The sequence below is a fragment of the Bacillus sp. X1(2014) genome (assembly GCF_007678255.1).
Map to the genome: position 1 here is coordinate 700,846 of NZ_VEED01000001.1, position 20,593 is coordinate 721,438.

Below are 20,593 nucleotides of genomic sequence, written 5' to 3' on the forward strand. Positions count from 1 at the left end.
TTACAGAAAAAAAGTATAAAAAAAGGACTGCCGACTTGTTTACGACAATCCTAAAACTACTTTCTTTAATTTAAATTACCTTCTGTTTGGACCCTCAACCATCACAGGCATACTCAAGGAACGAATTCGCTCCATGATTCGTCTTGCTTTCATTTTCTCTTCTTCGCCCCTCTGGCTGTAAGTTAGATGATGCTCCAGGCCTTTAAAGTCAAAATTTGATGTGAAAAATGTGGGAAGACTCTCAAGCATTCTAAATTGTAAAATAGGACCCAGCACCTCGTCCCTTGTCCAACTTGATACAGCTTCAGCGCCAATATCATCAAGCATGAGGATCGGTTCTTTTTTTAAAGCCTCAATTTTTTCATTCAATGTGGAATCCGCGATTGACCCTTTCATCTCTCGCAACAATTCAGGCACATAGACAATCATCGAAGAAATTTGTTTCTTCGCCAATTCATTGGCAATTGCCCCTAATAAATAAGATTTTCCCACTCCGAATTTTCCATAAAGATAAAGACCTTTTGGTTTTTTTCCTGCCTCATAATTCATTAAGAACGTTGCCGCCTGATCTCCGGCATCAAGTCGGCCTGTGTCCGCTTCAAATTCCTCAAAGGATGCTTCCAAGATATCTCTAGGGACATATAAACTCTTGATCAACTTCTCATTTTTCTTCTTTTCATCAGCCATAATTTTCCTAGGACATTGTTTATAAACAACATCGATAGAATTTCGAGCTAGAACCAAATCAGGGTGATACCCCTTCATAAAATTGATGCAGCCATCAAGGGACTCACATTTATTGCAATCCTTGCTCTGATTGATGTATTCATACAGTTTACTCATACTTTTATCAATCATCACAGAATCAATAGCTTCTTGATTCTGTGATAGAAATGCTTTAACATCAGGATTTTGCAGGACTTGCTTCCGCTGTTGTTCATAGCGTTTTTGAAAACTTTCATTTGAAGCCAATCTATTTAAGGTTTTATTGATTTTCTCCAACTACGGCACCCCCTATTTGCGGAACGCTTTTAATTTTTCTTCAATCGCCCGTTTCTTTGCTTCAACCTCATTGGTAATTCCCTGCGATGGCTCTTTCTTTGCCTCCTGTGTGCCCTCATCAAACCAATCAGGAATTAACTCTGTCCGAATCGGCTTTTTACTAACTGATTTCCCCGTTTTTTTACTTTCAGCTGCCTTGTGTTCTTCATTTTTCGCGAGTTCCATTGCTTCCTTCACTGTTTTAACCTGCTTCCTTGCCCAATGACTAGCAATGGATTCGACAAAGCCCTTAGTAAATTTCATGTCCGTTTTTCTCATTGCCACTTCAATTAAAACATTGACAACACCCGGTGGCAGTTTATATTTAATCATAATTTCTTCTAATGTTTTCAAATTGGCATTCGAAGGCTCTACTCCTCCGGAGAATTCTTTAAAAACGATAAGTGGCGGGGTCGTTTCGTAAGAACGAATTAACTTTTCCTCCGGGGTTTTCGGTTCAGTTATTTGCGTTTGGTGAACAATAGGCTGGGTTCGGTTAATCAGGCTGGGCAACTGGTCATAATTAACAAACTGATACCAATCACGAGCACCTTTTCTTAAGTCTTCAATATCAATTTCATCATGTTCGTTAATAGCACCTAAAATGAAATTTTTCATTTCTAATGGGGCGATTTGATACAAAAATGCAAGATTACTAATCACAGCTTTCACTTTTGGTGTTAACGCTTTTTTTGGAACGAGTGATTCATTCAGCCCAGCAGATAACGTATCAAAATCAAACGTGTCTACACCAATTTGAATCGGATTTGATTCCGCCCTTCCGATAAACTGCTGATTTTCTTCCTCATGTAATTCTTCAGAAATCCCTTGTATATATTGCATACTGCCTGGGGCCGCCGAAGCAAAGACATCCTGAAAGGCTTTTGTAACATCGACATACTCATCATTGGCCGGCTTTTGTTGGTCACTAAAAAAGCGTTTTAACCTAGAAAAGTGATTTTTTCCAATTTTACGGTAAAGATATATATTTAGCATTCCATCTAAAAAGAATTGTTCGGGACTTAGTGGAGGACGAAGTTCATATAAAAAAGACCGTCCTCCTTCATCTGTTTTGACACGGGTCTTTAACAGACCTATGCCTTCCAACTTTAATCTTGCTTCGAAAATGTCCTTTAAGTTCATTTCTAAGAGATTCATCAACAGATGGTGTGTGGAGGACTCAGACCAAAGCCGGTTTTCCTCTACCTCTGCCCAGAGAGTCATATATAAACTAAAGCAAGTTGAACCAATCAAGGGCTGATATAAAAACGTCAGCACTTTACGGTCATAATCATGCAGTAGCCCATCAGCAGTTACGATATAACGGTCAATAGGAAGAATTTCCTGCCAATGCTGCGCCATATTACTACAACCTTCCCCTGTTATAAAGTCAAAAAGAGCCAAAAACCTCTTTAGCTCTTAAGATTTTTCTTTTTTTATTAATTCTTTTAATTCATCAATGAATACATTGATATCTTTAAATTGTCGATAGACAGATGCGAATCTGACATATGCAACTTCGTCCACGTGTGCTAGCCTGTCCATTACCATTTCACCTATGGCTTCACTCTTTATTTCAGAAATCCCCTGACTGCGCAGGTCTTTTTCAACACCGTGGGTTATATCTTCTAGTTCCTTTAAGGCCACAGGCCGCTTCTCACAAGCTTTTATCAAGCCTCGTAAGATTTTATCACGACTGAACTCTTCTCTGGTACCTTCTTTTTTGACTACAATTAGCGGGATCTCTTCAATCTTCTCAAACGTAGTAAACCGATACCCACATTCTTCACATTCGCGTCTCCTCCGTGTGGCCCGGCCTTCATCAACAGGCCTGGAATCAAGGACACGTGTACCATAATTTTGACAAGAAGGGCATTTCATTGTAATCAACTCCAAATCTACACTGTATAACCCGAACTAAACGCTTACTTTCATCTTATAAAAAAGAATATCTTTATACAAGTAAGTATTAGGAGTTTTTTATTCCAACAAAGGTATGTAATTGATTAATTCGCTCGTAATAAGAAATAATCCGCTTTTTTAAAGCAGGATAAGCACCAAGTATCGAAATTTTTTCAGATGATATATTAAAGTCTACTGCTGTTTCCATTGGTTTTACAGACACAATAGTAACAATCAGAAAGCATTTAATTGGTTTGTTGATTTCAACAGCAATTTCCCCATGATCTTTAGAAACGGTTGTTATCTGGCAATCTGCATCTTCATGGAATAACTTTTCAACTGAATCAAAAACTTGATTGAACTTCGCCTTATAATAATGCGTTTTTAAAGAATCATCCGCAATTCGGTCTGAAGTCTCAATTTGCTGCTTAAATCTCACAAATAAGTTACCAAACATAGCCATACTTTTCCTCCCCAATTGTCTTTGGTCTTATTGTACAACATTTTCGCTTAAAATATAAAAAGAGGTGTATGTTAAGATACACCTCTTCACTAATTATTTTTATAAAGATTATAGAACTTTTGCCTGTTTTACATGGACAGGACCCATGCCACGTGGAATTTCTATATTTTCACGTGTTTGGGCATTCAATGCCTCAGAAATATAATCTGCTGCAACATTAGGATCTAAATCGCCGCAAGTGAAGACATCAATGCTGGCATATCCATGCTCAGGGAAGCTGTGAATAGTTAGATGTGATTCGGAAATAATGACGACACCGCTCACACCTTGTGGAGCAAATTTATGAAATGCTACTTCACGGATTTCCGCTCCTGATTTAAGAGCTGCTTCAACAAAAGTCGTTTCAATAAAATTCATATCGTTTAGTTTTTCAAAGTCGCATCCCCATAGCTCAGAGATCACGTGACGTCCCATTGTTTCCATATTCATTTGTCCCCCTCTAACCTTTTTGTTCTTTCTTGAAATCATGTACAAACGGTATCTTATAACTACCACGGGGGAAAGTTAGTCCAGAGAGGTCCTAACCCTTTAAGTAATTAATCGTTACCAATTTCAAGAAGTTCACGATGACTAGTATACTTTGTTTATATTTTTTTTGCAACCTATCAATATAAAAAACTTTATTAGGACGGGCTTTTTCATCACTTTATAAATAAATTCAACAAAACTATTTTATGCCTAATTACACCAAAATGGCACGAGATAGCACAAAAAAAAGGCTGTCAATCGACAGCTTTTTTTGTTTATTTATCCAACCTTTAATTCGGAGGATTCTGCTATTTTCTGAGCAACTAACAGTGTGAGATCTACCACACGTGAAGAATAGCCCCACTCATTATCATACCATGCCAAAACCTTTACTTTTCTTGTCCCCATCACCATTGTGGATAGACCATCAATGATGGCAGAATGTTCATTGGTATTAAAATCAACAGATACTAACGGTTCCATTGTAAAATCTAAAATGCCTTTTAATGGGCCATTTGCTGCTTCAATAAAGGCATGATTGACTTCATCCACGGTTACATCTTGTTTAAGATCCACGACTAAATCAACCAGTGAAACGTTTGGTGTTGGAACACGAAGTGACATACCATGTAATTTCCCCTTTAACTGTGGTAAAACTAGAGAAATTGCTTTCGCTGCCCCTGTTGTCGTTGGAATGATTGATTGACCGCAAGCACGAGCCCTCCGTAAATCTTTATGAGGATTATCTATATTTTTTTGATCATTTGTATAGGCATGAATGGTCGTCATTAATCCGCTTTCAATTCCAAATTTATCATCTAATACCTTTGCAACAGGTGCAAGACAGTTGGTTGTACATGATGCATTGGAGATAATTTCATGTTCATTAATATCCAGCATTTCTTCATTAACACCCATAACAATGGTAACGTCCTCATTTTTTCCTGGTGCAGTTAAGATCACTTTCTTTGCCCCTGCTTCTAAGTGTAATGCTGCCGCTTCACGGGCATTAAACTTCCCAGTAGCTTCAATCACAATCTCAATCCCGAGCTCTCTCCATGGAAGTTCCTCTGGATTACGACTGCTCAATAATTTAATCCTTTTTCCATTTACAAGCAGCTCATCATCTAATGGAACAACTTCTCCTTGAAATGGTCCATGATTTGTATCATATTTAAGTAAATGTGCTAATGTTTCTGCAGGATAACTAGCATTTATGGCTACAACATCAAGCTTATTTTCAAGGATCGCTTTTCTAAAAACCATCCTTCCAATTCTCCCAAATCCATTAATCGCAACTTTTGTCTTCATTTTGCAACCCCTTCTGTATTAATGTCATACTTAATACTTGTATTATTGTAATTAGTATAACATATTTAGGTGGAATTGTGATGAATAAAGTGCGGATTTTTAAAATGTTTTATAATTTAGATAACTTATTAATATAAAAAAAGAGAAGGTCACTCCTTCTCCCTAATTATTTCATATTATTTTTTATTGATGCCAAACTGCGCTAAGATTTCAAGAAGCTGTTTTTTTGTATCCTCGACCGAACCATTATTATTAATTACTGCGTCTGCGAGCCTGAGTTTATCAGCCAATGGCATTTGAGAATGGATCCTTGCTTCTGCATCCTCAACAGATAGGTTATTTCTCGCGATTAATCTTTTTAATTGAGTTTCATTGTCAACAAATACTAGTAATGTTTTATCCACCATATACGTAAGTTTACTTTCAAATAGTAACGGTATATCGAGAACAACCACTTCTTCACCATTCTTTTTCGCCGTTTCGACTTTATCCTTCATTCTTCTTCTGACTTCTGGGTGAACGATGTCATTTAATAATTGCCGTTTTTCGACTTGATGAAAAATAATCGAGCCCAGTTTAGGCCGATCGATTTCTCCATCGGCTAATAATATATCTTCGCCAAACTCAGCAAGGATATTAAAATAAGCCGTTTCACCTTTCATTACCGCAAGGCGTGCTTCAATATCTGCATCAACCACCGTGATATTCATTTCTTTAAAAAAGTTAGAGACAGTACTTTTTCCACTGGCAATTCCACCTGTTAAACCGATAACTAATGACATCCCCATATCCTCTTTCTGGTTCTTATAATTTCCAAATCCCAATGATTATTAATAATATCCCTGGCAAAAAGGTGAACTTTTGAATCCATTCAAATTTATGAAAAAAAGTTCCACTTTTTATTCCTAAAAGAACAAACAATGAACTCATAATTGCGACAGTAAACGCTAAATAATAAGGAGAGAAGCCAAGCATCGCTGCGCCAATCCCTGCTCCAAAGGCATCCAGCGACAAGGCAAACCCTAACATTAACGCCTCAATCCCAGTAATCGTACCAGATTGATCGAAATCAGCCGACATCGGCTTTTTCAATATATTAATGGCTAATCCTAGGGACTTGATTTCAAAATTCACGATTGTCTTTTCCTGATCTAGTACGTCCTTTTCTTTTTCTGGTCGAAAAAATTGATACAAAACCCAAGCACCAAGACCAATTAGGATTATTCCCCCTAGGCTTGCCGTAATTCTTGGTGATAAAACTTTCTCAAGTCCGTGTCCAATTGACACAGCGATCATTAAGGAAATAGCAGAGCAACTTGCAATAATAATTATTGACCTAAGCGGCATGATCATTTTCCTTAGTCCATAGGTAAATCCTACGCTAAAGCTGTCAAGGCTAAGTGCAAAAGCCAGGATGAGAAGTGATAACAACTGAACCATGATGTCTAGGGCTCCTTCCACCAAAATCATTACGATAGTATATGGCAGGAGCCTATCCATGGTTAATGTTATTCTATTTTCACCTTTTTACTTTTTCTATTCTGCTGAGATCTTTTGGCATTGTGGACAGTAATGGGTTCCTCTTCCGCCAACAGTTATTTTTTCTAAAGGTGTCCCGCACCGTTTACACTCTTCACCCTTTCGACCGTAAGCATATAATTCAAGCTGAAACATTCCAATTTCACCTTGAGAGTTAACATACGATCGAATCGTACTTCCCCCTTTTTTAACTGCCTCACTTAAGGTTGCAACAATTTCACGATGAAGAAGGTTAAGTTCATTTGCATCAAGTGTGTTGGCAATACGTTCTGGATGGATGCCGGCCCTAAAAAGCGCTTCATCCACATAGATATTACCCAATCCCACAAAGACTTTTTGGTCTAATAAAGCGGTTTTAATTTTTCGATTCGTTTTTTTCAGCTTTTCAGCCAGATACTGAACGGTAAATTCCTCTGAAAAAGGTTCAGGGCCCAGTCCGATTAAGGGCTCCGTTAAAAATTCATCCCCTTTTTTATAGAGGTGCATGGTTCCAAACTTTCGAACGTCCCGATACCTTAATTCGGTCCCATCTGTAAAATGAAAGAGAACATGTGTATGTTTATCATAGGGCTCCTTCTTAGGATATAGACCATACTTTCCTTCCATTCTTAAGTGGGAAACTAGAGCGAAATTTCCTGTATAGATAATTAAAAATTTCCCTCTTCTGCCTACATCGATAATAGTCTCTCCAATCAAGGCATCGACAAATTGTTCCACTTCAAGTGGGGTTTTTATGATTTTTGGCCAATAGACAGTTATATCCTCGATTGTTTTATTAACCACTAATTTTTTTAATGTTTTTCGAACGGTTTCTACTTCCGGAAGTTCTGGCAAGATAGCCCCCTCCTTTTATTTAGCGTCAAACCATGTTGGCCCGTAGGCATAATCCACTTTTAATGGCACCTTTAATTCGAGGGCATTTTCCATCACATCTGGGACTAACTTCTTTAAAGTTTCCAATTCTTCCTCAGGTGCTTCAAAAATTAATTCATCATGGACCTGAAGTAAAAGCCGTGTCTTTAACCCCATGTCCTTTAATGCATCGTCCATATCTATCATTGCTTTTTTTATGATATCAGCAGCACTGCCTTGAATTGGCGTGTTCATAGCCGTTCTTTCGGCAAAACTTCGGATATTAAAATTACGCGCAGTAATTTCAGGAATATATCTCCTTCTTTGCATAAGAGTTGAAACATATCCTTTTTGCTTAGCTGAGTGGATAATATCATCCATATATTCTTTGACACCTGGGTAAGTATCTAAATAGCGTTCAATGAATTGACCGGCTTCCTTCCTGGTTATTCCTAAGGATTGGGATAGTCCATAATCACTGATTCCATAGACAATTCCAAAATTAACGGCTTTTGCCTGACGCCTCATATTCGAGGTTACCTCATCTTTATTGACGTGGAAAACCTCCATCGCGGTCTTGGTATGAATATCCATATCTTCCTTAAATGCTTGAATCAGCTTATCATCACCAGCAATATCAGCAAGAACGCGAAGTTCAATCTGGGAATAGTCAGCAGCAAAAATGATCCACCCTTCCTCAGATGGAACAAAGGCCTGACGAATTTTCCGACCCTCTTCCAATCGAATCGGGATATTTTGCAAATTGGGATCAATAGAACTTAACCGCCCTGTCGCTGTTAAGGTTTGTTGATATCTTGTATGGACTTTCCCGGTTTTAGGATTGATCACCTTTAACAATCCTTCTATATAGGTAGATTGGAGCTTCCCTAATTGTCTGTATAGAAGGATGTATTCAATAATTTCATGATCCTCCGCTAATTTCTCCAATACATCCGCTGACGTGGAATAACCTGTTTTTGTTTTCTTTAATGAAGGCAGGTTTAATTTATCAAATAAAATAACGCCAAGCTGTTTCGGTGAGTTGATATTAAATTTTTCGCCTGCTAATTCACATATCTTTTCTTCAATTTCAATTAGTCTCTCATTTAGTTCTTTGCCCATTGTCTGGAGGCGTTCCTGTTCGACTTTGATTCCACATGATTCCATATCGGCTAAGATAAGCGATAATGGCATTTCAAGTTCGGTAAATAACTCATATTGTTCATTTTTTCTTAATTCATCCTCTAGTTTTCCTCTTAGGTCAGACATGGCAAGACTTTTACGGACAAGATGTTCTGCAAGTTGTGTTACTTCAGGGACCTTTCGTTTCGCCCCTTTCCCATAAAAAGATTCATCGGTTTGGATTGTATGTACATCAAATCGTTTTGTAATCGCGGCGAGATCTTCAATGTTTTCTGAAGGATTAATGATATAGGAGGCCATCAGAATATCAAAATCGACTCCTTTTAAATGAATATCATATCTTCGTAAAGAGACCTCAGAACGCTTGGCATCATAAACTGTCTTCTTTTTACTTTCATCCTCCGCCCATTTTTTGAAAACATCAGATTGTATTACCTGTTCAGTAGGGAAGTAGAAATGACCGTTTTCATTGACGAGGGAGAAACCAATAATCTCTGCATAATGATAATTATCATCTAACATCTCAACATAAAAATAATTATCATCTGCGAATATCTCTTCCGTGATTTCTTCTGGAGTTTGAAACTCAATCTCTTCCAGTTCTGGCACATCAGCCATGTCTGGACCTTCTCCCAGCTTATCCAATAACGAATGAAAGCCTAATTCTTTAAAGAGAGCGACTAATTTATCGCGCGTAAAACCCTCATAAGTGATCGTATCTATATTTACATCGATAGGTGCTTGCCTTTCAATTGTTGCCAGCTCTTTACTCATTATGGCTTGATCCTTAAATTCTTCCAACTTCTCTTTAAGCTTATTACCATTAACCTGGTCAATGGAGGCTAATAAATTTTCAAGCGTAGTAAATTCCTTTAAAAGTTTGATAGCTGTTTTTTCACCAACACCAGGTACACCAGGAATATTATCGGAAGGGTCTCCCATCAGCCCCTTCATATCAATGATTTGGTCTGGTGTAAGTCCATATTTTTCAGCGACATGTTCAGGGGTATATTCCTCAATATCTGTAATACCCTTACGCGTGATTCCAACTGTAGTGGTTGGTGAAGAGAGTTGCGTTAAATCTTTATCTCCGGAAATCACCTTTACTTCATACCCATCATGTTCAGCATTTAATGACAAAGTACCAATGATATCATCGGCCTCATAATTTTCAAGTTCATACCTAGAGATTCCATAGGCATCTAGAAGGTCACGAATGAACGGAAATTGTTCTGATAGCTCAGGCGGAGTTTTTTGTCTGCCGCCTTTATATTCACTAAAGGTTTTATGTCGAAAGGTCGTTTTTCCCGCGTCAAATGCAACAAGGATATGGCTTGGCTTTTCATCCTCAAGTATTTTCATCAGCATCATCGTAAAGCCATAAACGGCATTCGTATGAATTCCTTTATCGTTATTAAGCAAGGGTAGTGCAAAGAATGCCCGGTAAGCAATACTATTACCATCTATAAGGACAAGTTTCTTCTTTTCCATTTATATCCACCTTCCAAAATCACCTTAAATATTTATATAATTCAATTATAAACTCGCTTCCTTCACCCAATTCACTTCTAACACTTATATTTCCATGATGGGCTTCAATTAAATGCTTAACGATCGCTAGTCCAAGTCCAGTCCCACCGGAGTTCCGGCTCCTATCTCGGTCGACACGGTAAAATCGTTCAAAAATACGCGGAATTTCTTCCTTACTAATTCCAATTCCCGTATCTTTTACATGAACTCGTATCTTATCACCGTGTTCGAGAAGGATAATTTCCACATTCCCTTCAGGCGGAGTGTAGTTCATGGCATTGGCAATCAAGTTAATAAACACTTGTTTTAACCGGTCTAAATCACCCTGGACCATCACTTGATCTTGCTTACAAAGGAGGTTAATCCGGATATTCTTTGCTTGGGCTTTTCCACTAAGAACCGTAATAACTTCTTTTAATAGCTCGTACAAATCTAGTTCTTGAATATTTAATCTGAAGCCCTGTTGTTCTATTTTTGAAAGATCTAATAGATCTTGGATGAGGGTTTGGAGACGGTCACTTTCTTTGAGAATAATGGAAAGAAACGCTTCCAATGTTTCTTTATTATTCATGGCACCATCCATCAGTGTTTCAGTAAACCCTTTAATAGAAGTGACTGGGGTTTTTAATTCATGTGATACATTGGCCACAAAATCCTTGCGCATTTGCTCGAGTTTTTTAATTTCCGTAATATCATGAAATACGAGCAATACACCTTTCCAAACATTGTTGGTTCCGAGAATCGGGACACCGTACACAACAAAGTATCTCCGTTCAATGAATAGTGGAACAAGTATTTGTTTGCTAACCTTCTTTTCCGTCCGAAAAACTTCAGCCACTAATTGACAAATTTCCTCATATTCAATCACTTCATAATAAACTTTATTTAAATAATCGCTAGAATTGACGTGGAAAATATCAATAAATCCTTTATTGATTAGGTTAATATACCCTCGACTATCAATTAACACTAAACCAGCGCCCATATTTTCAATTAATGCACTGAGCCTATCCTGTTGCATTTCTTGTGCTTTAGTGAGCTCTTGTAGGTTTTCGGCCAGCATATTGATTGATGACCCAAGCATCCCCGTTTCATCTAATCTACTTACTGTAGTTCGCGCACGGTAATTTCCTTTTGCAAGTTCAATGGCAACATTTGTAGCGGCCTCAATTGGTTTTGTATACTTTGAGGTAATTCTTACACATAGAAAAAGAATAATAATGATGGCAATCCCAAGACAAATGGAAAGAACCCACAAGACTTCAATTTTCAGGTGTTGAGTTAGAGACTCTAGGTAATAGCTTTTAAAAAATTGACCTATCAAAATTCCTACCCCAACTAATACAATAATAATTAATATGATTAGTGATATTAGCAGTCCTTTACGGAATTTGGTCATTCTCCTTTCGGCTCCTCCAGTTTATAGCCCAAGCCCCGAATTGTTTTGATATAGGCTGGCTTTTTTGTGTCCACTTCAACTTTTTCTCTTAAATGTGAGATATGTACATCGACTATTCTAGTATCGCCAGCAAAGTCATAATTCCAAACGGCACTTAATAATTGATCACGAGTCATAACACGCCCTTTATTTTGAGCAAGATAAAGAAGCAATTCAAATTCTTTTAAGGTTAACTCCAACAGATTGTCGTTAAAGTAAGCCTCATATTTATCAGAATTGATTTTTAAATTACCTATTTGTAGTACCCCCTTCTCTTCCCCACTTACCGGTGCAGCATCCGTTTGAGTTTGTGTCCTTCTAAGGATTGCTTTGACACGGGCAATCACTTCTCTTGGACTGAAAGGTTTCACCATATAATCATCTGCACCTAGCTCTAGCCCCAAGATTTTATCGAATTCATCCTCTTTAGCTGTTAACATTAAAATCGGAGTCATAATCTTGTTTTGTCTCAACTGCTTACAAACTTCCATTCCATCCATTTTAGGCAGCATTAGATCTAAAACAATGATATCAGGGGATTGGGTCTCAGCAATTTGTTTCCCCTCTTCACCATCCATTGCTGTTATTACATCAAACCCCGCTTGCTCCATGTTATATTGTAGTAAAGTAACAATTGACTGTTCATCATCGACAACAAGCACTCTATTTTTCATAATAACCCCCACATTTTTAGTTACCTCCATTATAATAATAAAGTTTGTGTATTTTCTAGCTTTACAAAACTTTAACAAACGAACTTCGTATGAGTTAGTCTTTTGAAAAGTTAACTAAAAAGTCATTACTTCTACCAAATTCCCTCATTATTTTTTATAAAATTAACCTAAACACGAGGAAGGAAGTGGAATATGGCTTACAAAAATCGAAATGAATCTGGTGAATTATTAATTCTCAGAATTTTAAACCGACGTATGGGTTTAACAGCAGAGGAACAAAAAAAGTATTTAAACCTAGAAAAAGGCTTTAAGGGTGAAACTCAATTCGACGAATTAACTGAGAATCTTCAAAGTCAGTGCATTATACTAAACGAATTACTGCTCGAGGTTAATGGATCTAAATTTCAAATTGATACCACCATCATTTTCCAAGATGCTATTTACCATTTTGAAGTTAAAAATTATGATGGCGACTTTATTTACAAACCTGACAGGCTGAAAAAGATTTCCGGTAAAGATTATAAAAATCCTCTGGACCAACTAAAACGAACCCAGTTTTTGTTCAGCCAGTTACTTCAAAATTTAGGATATAATATTCCCATTGAGGGATCCGTTGTATTTATTAACCCCGAGTTTACATTATATGAAGCCCCTCCAAACAAGTCCTTTGTTTTCCCGACACAATTAAACCAGCTAATAAAAAAACTGGAGAAGATTCCTGCAAAATTAACTAATCGCCATTTCAAAATTGCTGATAAGCTTGTTACCCTACATCAAATTGAATCACCTTATACTAGACTCCCCCCTTATGATTATAATCAGCAAAAAAAAGGTATCACCTGTGCAAAATGTAACTCATTTAATGTAACTTTTTCAACAGGCGCTAGAAAAGTTATCTGTGATATATGTGAATGTGTGGAAGGGATTGAATCTGCTATTTTGCGTAATGTAGAGGAAATAAAGCTTCTATTTCCTGATATTAAAATTACAACTAATTTGGTCTATGAATGGTGTGGTGGGGTTGTGGCAAAAAAAACAATTAAAAAATATTTAAAGAAAAACTATCAGTCCATTGGGAACAAAAAATATACATATTATATTTGAATTGACTTGTCATAAATCTCGTTTCTTGCATATATCTCTGCAAAGGGCCCCGAATGAGTGGAAGATCATCCTTCGGGCTTTATGAGCCAATCTTATAGCCCCCAACGAGCAGGTGGATCATTTATTCAGGCTCTATGAATGACTCTTATCCCCCCGAACAAACGAGTGTATTACCTTTTTAGGCTTTATGAACCGCTCATATCGACCCGAACAAGCAGACCAACACCCTTTTGAGGCTTTATGAACTGCTCTTACTGACCTTAAAAAGAAGGTCCTCACCCTTTTCGGGCTTTATGAACCTTCCTCGTTCTATTGTTAACTCAAAAAAGGAATGTGAACAGTTCACATTCCATCTTAATAACTTTATTAAAAATTCTCTAAAGCCCGGCCATGAATTTCTTCCAATCGGTGGGGCGGACAAACTTTGACTTTGCCTTGAATGACTGTCTCATTCTTTTCATTGGTTCCTACCACACTAATTACAATGGTATGCTCTTCCCTTGTTACTTCAACCACTTCGAATAAAAGCTCAACTGCCCCATAATGATAAACGGGTTTTGGAAAACTGATCTCTTGACTTAAAATATGACTTCCAGGACCGGGTAAATATTTCGAGATGGCTGAGGTAATCATACCTGTCAGCATAATGCTCGGAACGATTGGCTTTTCAAAAGGAGTCTGTGAAGCATAATCATGCTGAATATAGAGGGGATTTGCATCATCAGTTAATCCTAAATAAAGTAGCAGATCCTTGTCTTCTATTTTTTCTGTCATAGCTAGTTTTTCACCGACAGTAATTTCTTCAATTTTACGTCCTAACCTTCTCTTTTTACCTAAAAGCAAAAAACTCCACCTCCATGTAAGCGATTTCAAACAAATACAAAGAAATTCGGGGAACCATTGTAACCCCGAATTTCTCTTTTATTCTTTTACGCTAATACTTGCATCACATTGCGAACGGATTCAACTGATTTATCTAAAGCAGCTTTTTCGTCAGCAGTTAATTCAAGCTCGATGACTTTTTCAATGCCATTTGCACCAAGGATTGTTGGTACACCTAGGTAGATGCCATCGTAACCAAATTCACCTTCAAGATAAGCAATAGATGGAAGAACGCGACGTTGGTCTTTAAGTATTGCTTCACACATTTCAACTAAAGAAGCAGCAGGAGCATAATAAGCGCTTCCATTACCTAGAAGGTTAACAATTTCACCGCCGCCTTTACGAGTTCGTTCTACAATTGCTTCAAGACGGTCTTTAGGAATTAATGTTTCTAATGGAATTCCACCAGCATATGAGTAACGTACAAGGGGAACCATGTCATCACCATGACCACCTAAAACGAAACCTGTAATGTCTTTAACAGAAAGGTTCAATTCTTGAGCAACAAATGTGCGGAAACGAGCAGTATCAAGAACACCAGATTGACCAATTACACGGTTTTTAGGGAATCCTGATTCTTTAAATACAGTGTATGTCATTGCATCAACTGGGTTGGTTAAAACAAGAATTGTACAGTTAGGGGAATACTTCACGATTTCTTGAGTTACACTTCTCATAACCTTTTGGTTTGTCTGAACTAAATCATCACGGCTCATACCAGGTTTACGGGCAATACCAGCAGTGATCACGACGATATCTGAATCACGAGTATCTTCATAGTTTGAAGTACCAGTAATATTAGCATCAAAGCCTTGTACTGGACTTGCTTCTAGCATATCTAATGCCTTACCTTTTGTAGGGTTTTCCATTGGAGCGATATCTACTAAAACTACATCTCCAAGTTCCTTTTGAGCTAGTAAAAATGCCGTAGTTGCTCCAGTAAATCCTCCGCCGATTACAGAAACCTTTTTACGTTTTAATGACATTATAACTCTCCCCTTTAAACGTTTTTGTTGGTCTTGAACCTTAAAATGCAGGCGGGGCTATTAAAGAACAGCCCACATCTGCATCAATTCTTTACTCCATGTTCTTAATAAGCTCGTTAGCAAATTCAGAAGTTTTTACTTCTGTTGCGCCTTCCATTAATCGAGCAAAATCATATGTTACAACTTTAGAAGCAATTGTTTTTTCTACTGATTTAATAACCATTGTAGCGGCTTCGTTCCAGCCTAAGTGCTCAAGCAATAACACACCTGATAAAATAACAGATGAAGGATTCACCTTATCAAGACCTGCATATTTAGGTGCAGTACCATGTGTTGCTTCAAAAATCGCATGTCCTGTTTCATAGTTGATGTTAGCACCTGGTGCAATACCAATACCGCCTACTTGCGCTGCAAGTGCATCTGAAATGAAATCTCCATTTAAATTCATTGTTGCAACAACATCAAATTCACGCGGACGTGTAAGAATTTGTTGTAAGAAGATATCAGCAATTGCATCTTTTACGATAATTTTGCCTGCTGCTTCTGCATCAGCTTGAGCTTTATTAGCAGCTTCTGAACCTTGCTCCGCTTTAATGCGGTCATATTGAGCCCATGTAAATACTTTATCCCCGAATTCCTTCTCAGCAAGCTCATAGCCCCAGTTTTTAAATGCGCCTTCAGTAAATTTCATGATATTACCTTTGTGTACGAGTGTAACTGAAGAACGGCCTTCTTTAATGGCATAGTTAATTGCCGCACGAACTAGACGCGAAGTACCTTGTTCAGAAACAGGCTTAATACCGATACCAGAAGTTTCTGGGAATCTGATTTTGTTAACACCCATTTCATTTTGTAAGAAGTCAATTACCTTTTTAACTGCTTCTGAACCTTTTTCATACTCAATACCAGCATAAATATCTTCTGTGTTTTCACGGAAAATAACCATATCAGTATCTTGTGGACGCTTAACTGGTGAAGGAACACCTTCGAACCATCTAACTGGACGTAAGCACACAAACAAATCTAACTCTTGACGTAGAGCAACGTTCAACGAACGAATTCCTCCGCCAACAGGAGTAGTTAATGGCCCTTTAATGGCAATCAAATATTCATTGATTAAATCAAGTGTTTCTGATGGCAGCCATTCACCAGTTTGGTTGAATGCTTTTTCTCCAGCTAAAACTTCTTTCCAAATTAATTTGCGTTCACCTTTGTACGCTTTTTCAACAGCTGCATTTAAAACTCTCTCAGAAGCAGCCCAAATATCTGGTCCGATTCCGTCACCTTCAATAAATGGGATAATTGGATTGTTTGGTACATTTAATACACCGTTTGTAACTGTAATTTTTTCGCCTTGCATAGTTGATTTTCCCTCCTATTATGTAAAAAAGCTGCGTTATGACTTATGGAAAGGTTAGAGATGTTTGTCTCTAACCTTATCATATATTCTTATTAGACCAATTATTGCGACAAAAGTAAATAATTAACCTCGTTGCTCAATTGGAACATATTTTTGCATACCAGGACCTGTATAATCTGCACGCGGGCGGATTAAGCGGTTGTTTTGATACTGTTCAAGAATATGTGCAAGCCAGCCAGATACCCTGCTTACTGCGAAGATTGGTGTCATTAAATCATGGTCAATCCCTAAGCTGTGGTAAACAGATGCGGAATAGAAATCCACATTAGGTGGCAGATTCTTTTCACCGGTTACAATACTTTCAATTTTTTCAGAGATATCATACCATTGTGGTTCGCCTGTTAGTTCAGTTAATTTTTTAGACATTGCTCTTAAGTGCTTGGCACGTGGATCTCCTTTTCGATAAACACGATGACCAAAGCCCATGATTTTTTCTTTCTTCTCAAGCTTGCCACGTACATATGGTTCAACATTTTCGAGCGTACCAATTTCTTTTAACATTTTCATGACCGCTTCATTTGCTCCACCATGTAAAGGTCCTTTAAGGGCCCCAATTGCGGCAGTTACTCCAGAATAAACATCAGATAATGTAGCCACACATACACGTGCAGTAAATGTGGATGCGTTTAATTCATGGTCCGCGTGTAATACAAGCGCTTTATCAATCGCTTCAACAGCGATCGGTTCTGGTACTTTCCCAGTCAACATGTATAAGAAATTGGCTGCAAAGCTTAATTCTGGTTTAGGTGCAATTGGCTCTAACCCTTTTCTTACACGAGCAAATGTTGCAACAATTGCAGGCATTTTTGCCTGAAGGCGAATCGCTTTTCGGTAATTTGAGTCTGGCTCCATTAAATCTGCTTCCTCATCATATAAACCTAAAAGAGAAACGGCTGAACGAAGTGCTGCCATTGGGTGTACCTTATCAATTTGGTACATCTTAAAATGCGCAATTACTTCTTTTGGTAAGGCGGCATTGTCAGAAAGTTGTTTTTTCAATTCAGCTAATTGTTCAGCATTAGGCAGCTTAAGGTGCCATAATAAATAGATGATTTCTTCAAAACTAGCATTCACAGCTAAATCGTCAATGTCATAGCCAACATAAGTAAGCGTATCATCAATAATTGAGCTGATGGAGGAAGTTGTAGCCACTACCCCTTCAAGACCGCGTGTTACTGTCATACTAAATCTCTCCTTCTCATTCTAAATTTCCCCATACCAGTAAAGCAAAAATATTCCCCTTATACATTCATAAAATTAACTGAGCGATTGCTCGGGTCAAAAGCAAACAATTAGAATCTATTCCTTTAGGAAAAAAATTGGTTAATAAACAAATCAGCGTTTTTATGTGGTTTATGTAAAAAAAGAAACGCTTACAAGCCTATTATAAACAATTATCAGATTTTTGTGAATGAAAAGGCTTCGAAAAGTGTAAAAAAATATTATTTTACAAAAAATCTAAGTAAAAAAACTAAAAATTTTCATTGCGGTATAGGCGATTCCAGCACCAATTAATGGACCAACTGCTACACCTTTGAAAATAGACACAGATAGAATTGTTCCAAGTACTAATGCTGTAGTAATCTGGGGGTCATCAGCTAGTAATTTTACCCCTCCTTTTGCAAGCATAGCCACAATCATACCCGAGATTAGGGCAATCCATGCATAAGAAGATTTAAATGCTCCTGTTAAGTCCTTAAAACCGATTTCTCCACTTGCAATTGGTATTAATACAGCAATGGTTATAATCGTTACCCCCCAGTTGATCCCTTTCGACTGTATAATTGAGAATGCTTTGGTATCTAATCCTCCAATTTTTAAAGCAAGGAGAACAGCAATTGCGATTAGTAAAGAACTATTTTTCGCGATAAAACCAATAACTAGCAATAATAGTAAAAATAAGACTGACTCGTTAAGCATGTTTTCACCCTTCCTGATCGAAATTATCGTAACATAACATCTACCTTTGAGTGAAATTTATGTTAACAGTAGTTTTCTGTTCTTTTCCTTTGGAATGATTCTTGAAAAAACCTTTGTAATATTTTCACTATTATAATTATCTGGAAAAATATGCAGATTATTTCGTAAAATGTTAAACTAGAATTACGATAATTGCGGATACAAGGAGGTTTGTCTTTGAATCTAAAGTATTTATACCGGACGATACGATTTATCATTGTCATTGGAGCAATTGTTTTGGGACTTTTATGTTGTTTTTATTTATCAAAACTAATCTATCCATTTTTAATTGGTTTAATTATCGCCTTTTTAATTAATCCACTTGTTGATATTTTTGAAAGCAAGGCTAGGATGCCTCGTGCCTTAGCAGTTTTTATTGCCCTTATTATTATTTTTGCTTTATTTGCAGGACTTATTACTCTCCTAATAGCCGAAATTGTTTCCGGTGCAAATTATTTATCTACTGTGGTACCAAAACATCTTGATACGTTAATAGAGTATATAGAGAATTATTTCACAGCACAGATTCTGCCAATATATGAGCAATTATCAAGTGTCTTTAAAAAATTGGATTCTGGGCAGCAGGATACCATTATTAGTAATATTCAGAATGTCGGGACTAGAATTGGCACAACTGTTGGCAATTTTATTCAGAACCTATTCGGGATTATTCCCAATATTATTGCTTGGCTTCCGAATGCAGCGACAGTTTTAATCTTTTCTTTATTGGCTACGTTTTTTATTAGTAAAGATTGGTACCGATTCTCGAAAATGGGCGGCAAACTTTTACCCGAGAAAGCAAAAACAAGCAGTAGATCGGTTTTTTTGGATTTAAAAAGGGCGCTATTTGGATTTATTAAAGCCCAATTAACATTAATCTCAATTACTACAGTTATTATTCTAATAGGTTTGCTTATTCTTCGAGTTGATTATGCAATAACGATTGCATTAGTTACTGGCATTGTCGATATTATTCCCTATTTAGGAACAGGTGCCGTTTTTGTCCCTTGGATTATTTATGCTGCGATTAGTGGAAACATGGGACTTGCCATTGGATTAGGCGTTCTTTACATTGTTGTTCTCGTCCAACGGCAGATTATGGAACCAAAAATCCTATCGTCTAATATTGGCCTCGACCCATTAGCCACACTGATTGCTTTATTCGTCGGTTTTAAACTAATTGGATTATTAGGATTAATTGTTGGTCCTGTCACTCTAGTAATTATTAGTACTCTTTATCGGGCCAATGTTTTTCATGATTTATGGGGATTTATTATGGGGAAAGAAATATAATGATTTAAGGAAAAAAGTCAGCTCCTAAACGGAAGCTGACTTTTATTTTATAATTTTGATATTCCCTTTATTAATCCTTCTTTGCCACATTTTTATGATTAAAATTTTTATTGGCTTGCGGGTTGGTGGAAAAAGGAATATGAAACCAGTAACATCTGTAATAAATCCAGGTGTTAAAAGCAGTGTTCCACCAATTAATATGCATATTCCATCTAATAATGCATCTCCAGGAAGTTGTCCATAACTCAATTGTTCTTGCACCCTTCGGATCGTCTGCAAGCCCTCTCTCTTGGCTAAATACGCCCCAATGATTCCCGTTAAAATAATTAGAGTAATGGTTGGCCATACACCAATTTTCTTTCCTGAAAATAGCAGTACGCCAATATCCAGAGCTGGAATTAATATGATTAATAGAAATAAAAATCGCATAGATTGTCCCCTTTCCAAAAGGCTTATTTTCATTATATTACGAATGGGGATTATTTTGTTAGGAATTAAAAAAGAAGGGTTTCCCCTTCTTTTTATACA

Annotated in this window: 20 protein-coding genes; 2 read left to right on the forward strand and 18 right to left on the reverse strand. The window is 37.2% G+C overall.

Annotated features, from left to right (window positions below):
• Nucleotides 1-75 precede the first annotated feature (75 nt).
• The 12 genes from dnaI to FS608_RS03730 form a co-directional block, all read right to left on the reverse strand.
• Nucleotides 76-1,002: a primosomal protein DnaI gene (dnaI, locus tag FS608_RS03675; RefSeq protein WP_144547889.1), complete on the reverse strand. Its 927-nt coding sequence runs from the start codon at nt 1,000-1,002 to the stop codon at nt 76-78.
• 12 nt (nt 1,003-1,014) lie between these two features.
• Entirely contained in the window at nt 1,015-2,403 is a 1,389-nt protein-coding gene (locus FS608_RS03680) for a replication initiation and membrane attachment family protein (RefSeq protein WP_144547890.1), read from the reverse strand.
• 57 nt (nt 2,404-2,460) lie between these two features.
• Nucleotides 2,461-2,922, reverse strand: a complete 462-nt coding sequence (nrdR, locus tag FS608_RS03685; protein WP_026563356.1) for a transcriptional regulator NrdR — start codon at nt 2,920-2,922, stop codon at nt 2,461-2,463.
• 88 nt (nt 2,923-3,010) lie between these two features.
• Complete coding sequence (locus FS608_RS03690; RefSeq protein ID WP_144547891.1) at nt 3,011-3,406, reverse strand: hypothetical protein; 396 nt, start codon at nt 3,404-3,406, stop codon at nt 3,011-3,013.
• A 108-nt stretch (nt 3,407-3,514) separates the two neighbouring features.
• On the reverse strand, nt 3,515-3,889 hold the full coding sequence (gene speD, locus FS608_RS03695; protein ID WP_144547978.1) for an adenosylmethionine decarboxylase: 375 nt from the start codon (nt 3,887-3,889) through the stop codon (nt 3,515-3,517).
• 324 nt (nt 3,890-4,213) lie between these two features.
• Nucleotides 4,214-5,245: a glyceraldehyde-3-phosphate dehydrogenase gene (locus tag FS608_RS03700; RefSeq protein ID WP_144547892.1), complete on the reverse strand. Its 1,032-nt coding sequence runs from the start codon at nt 5,243-5,245 to the stop codon at nt 4,214-4,216.
• 176 nt (nt 5,246-5,421) lie between these two features.
• Nucleotides 5,422-6,027, reverse strand: coding sequence for a dephospho-CoA kinase (gene coaE, locus FS608_RS03705; RefSeq protein WP_144547893.1), 606 nt, complete (start codon nt 6,025-6,027; stop codon nt 5,422-5,424).
• Between the two features lie 22 nt (nt 6,028-6,049).
• Nucleotides 6,050-6,685, reverse strand: a complete 636-nt coding sequence (gene ytaF / locus FS608_RS03710; protein ID WP_026563351.1) for a sporulation membrane protein YtaF — start codon at nt 6,683-6,685, stop codon at nt 6,050-6,052.
• A 96-nt stretch (nt 6,686-6,781) separates the two neighbouring features.
• Nucleotides 6,782-7,618, reverse strand: a complete 837-nt coding sequence (gene mutM / locus FS608_RS03715; protein WP_144547894.1) for a DNA-formamidopyrimidine glycosylase — start codon at nt 7,616-7,618, stop codon at nt 6,782-6,784.
• 15 nt (nt 7,619-7,633) lie between these two features.
• Entirely contained in the window at nt 7,634-10,270 is a 2,637-nt protein-coding gene (polA, locus tag FS608_RS03720) for a DNA polymerase I (protein ID WP_144547895.1), read from the reverse strand.
• A 19-nt stretch (nt 10,271-10,289) separates the two neighbouring features.
• A complete protein-coding gene (gene pnpS, locus FS608_RS03725; RefSeq protein WP_144547896.1) occupies nt 10,290-11,708 on the reverse strand; it encodes a two-component system histidine kinase PnpS in 1,419 nt (472 codons plus the stop codon).
• Nucleotides 11,705-12,421 carry a response regulator transcription factor gene (locus tag FS608_RS03730; RefSeq protein WP_144547897.1) on the reverse strand — a complete coding sequence of 239 codons (717 nt, stop codon included), beginning with the start codon at nt 12,419-12,421 and terminating at the stop codon, nt 11,705-11,707. Before FS608_RS03730 ends, pnpS begins: the two co-directional genes overlap by 4 nt.
• 192 nt (nt 12,422-12,613) lie before the next feature.
• On the opposite strand from FS608_RS03730, the gene FS608_RS03735 reads away from it, so the two are divergent.
• The gene (locus FS608_RS03735; protein ID WP_144547898.1) at nt 12,614-13,525 is read left to right on the forward strand and encodes a nuclease-related domain-containing protein; all 912 of its coding nucleotides are present in this window, start codon (nt 12,614-12,616) and stop codon (nt 13,523-13,525) included.
• Between the two features lie 366 nt (nt 13,526-13,891).
• Here FS608_RS03735 and FS608_RS03740 read toward each other — a convergent pair whose 3' ends face one another.
• From FS608_RS03740 to FS608_RS03760, 5 genes are all read right to left on the reverse strand, one after another.
• Nucleotides 13,892-14,368: a MaoC/PaaZ C-terminal domain-containing protein gene (locus FS608_RS03740; protein ID WP_144547899.1), complete on the reverse strand. Its 477-nt coding sequence runs from the start codon at nt 14,366-14,368 to the stop codon at nt 13,892-13,894.
• Between the two features lie 86 nt (nt 14,369-14,454).
• Entirely contained in the window at nt 14,455-15,393 is a 939-nt protein-coding gene (gene mdh / locus FS608_RS03745) for a malate dehydrogenase (RefSeq protein WP_098574379.1), read from the reverse strand.
• Nucleotides 15,394-15,484: 91 nt separating this feature from the next.
• Nucleotides 15,485-16,753 carry an NADP-dependent isocitrate dehydrogenase gene (gene icd, locus FS608_RS03750; RefSeq protein ID WP_144547900.1) on the reverse strand — a complete coding sequence of 423 codons (1,269 nt, stop codon included), beginning with the start codon at nt 16,751-16,753 and terminating at the stop codon, nt 15,485-15,487.
• A 123-nt stretch (nt 16,754-16,876) separates the two neighbouring features.
• Nucleotides 16,877-17,995 (reverse strand): citrate synthase, encoded by a 1,119-nt coding sequence (gene citZ, locus FS608_RS03755; RefSeq protein WP_144547901.1) that lies wholly within the window; start codon nt 17,993-17,995, stop codon nt 16,877-16,879.
• Nucleotides 17,996-18,271: 276 nt separating this feature from the next.
• A complete protein-coding gene (locus tag FS608_RS03760) occupies nt 18,272-18,733 on the reverse strand; it encodes a DUF441 domain-containing protein (protein WP_144547902.1) in 462 nt (153 codons plus the stop codon).
• Between the two features lie 216 nt (nt 18,734-18,949).
• Here FS608_RS03760 and ytvI point away from each other — a divergent pair, with 216 nt between their 5' ends.
• Entirely contained in the window at nt 18,950-20,065 is a 1,116-nt protein-coding gene (gene ytvI, locus FS608_RS03765) for a sporulation integral membrane protein YtvI (protein ID WP_144547903.1), read from the forward strand.
• Nucleotides 20,066-20,107: 42 nt separating this feature from the next.
• Here ytvI and FS608_RS03770 read toward each other — a convergent pair whose 3' ends face one another.
• A complete protein-coding gene (locus FS608_RS03770) occupies nt 20,108-20,494 on the reverse strand; it encodes an FxsA family protein (protein WP_144547904.1) in 387 nt (128 codons plus the stop codon).
• Nucleotides 20,495-20,593 lie beyond the last annotated feature (99 nt).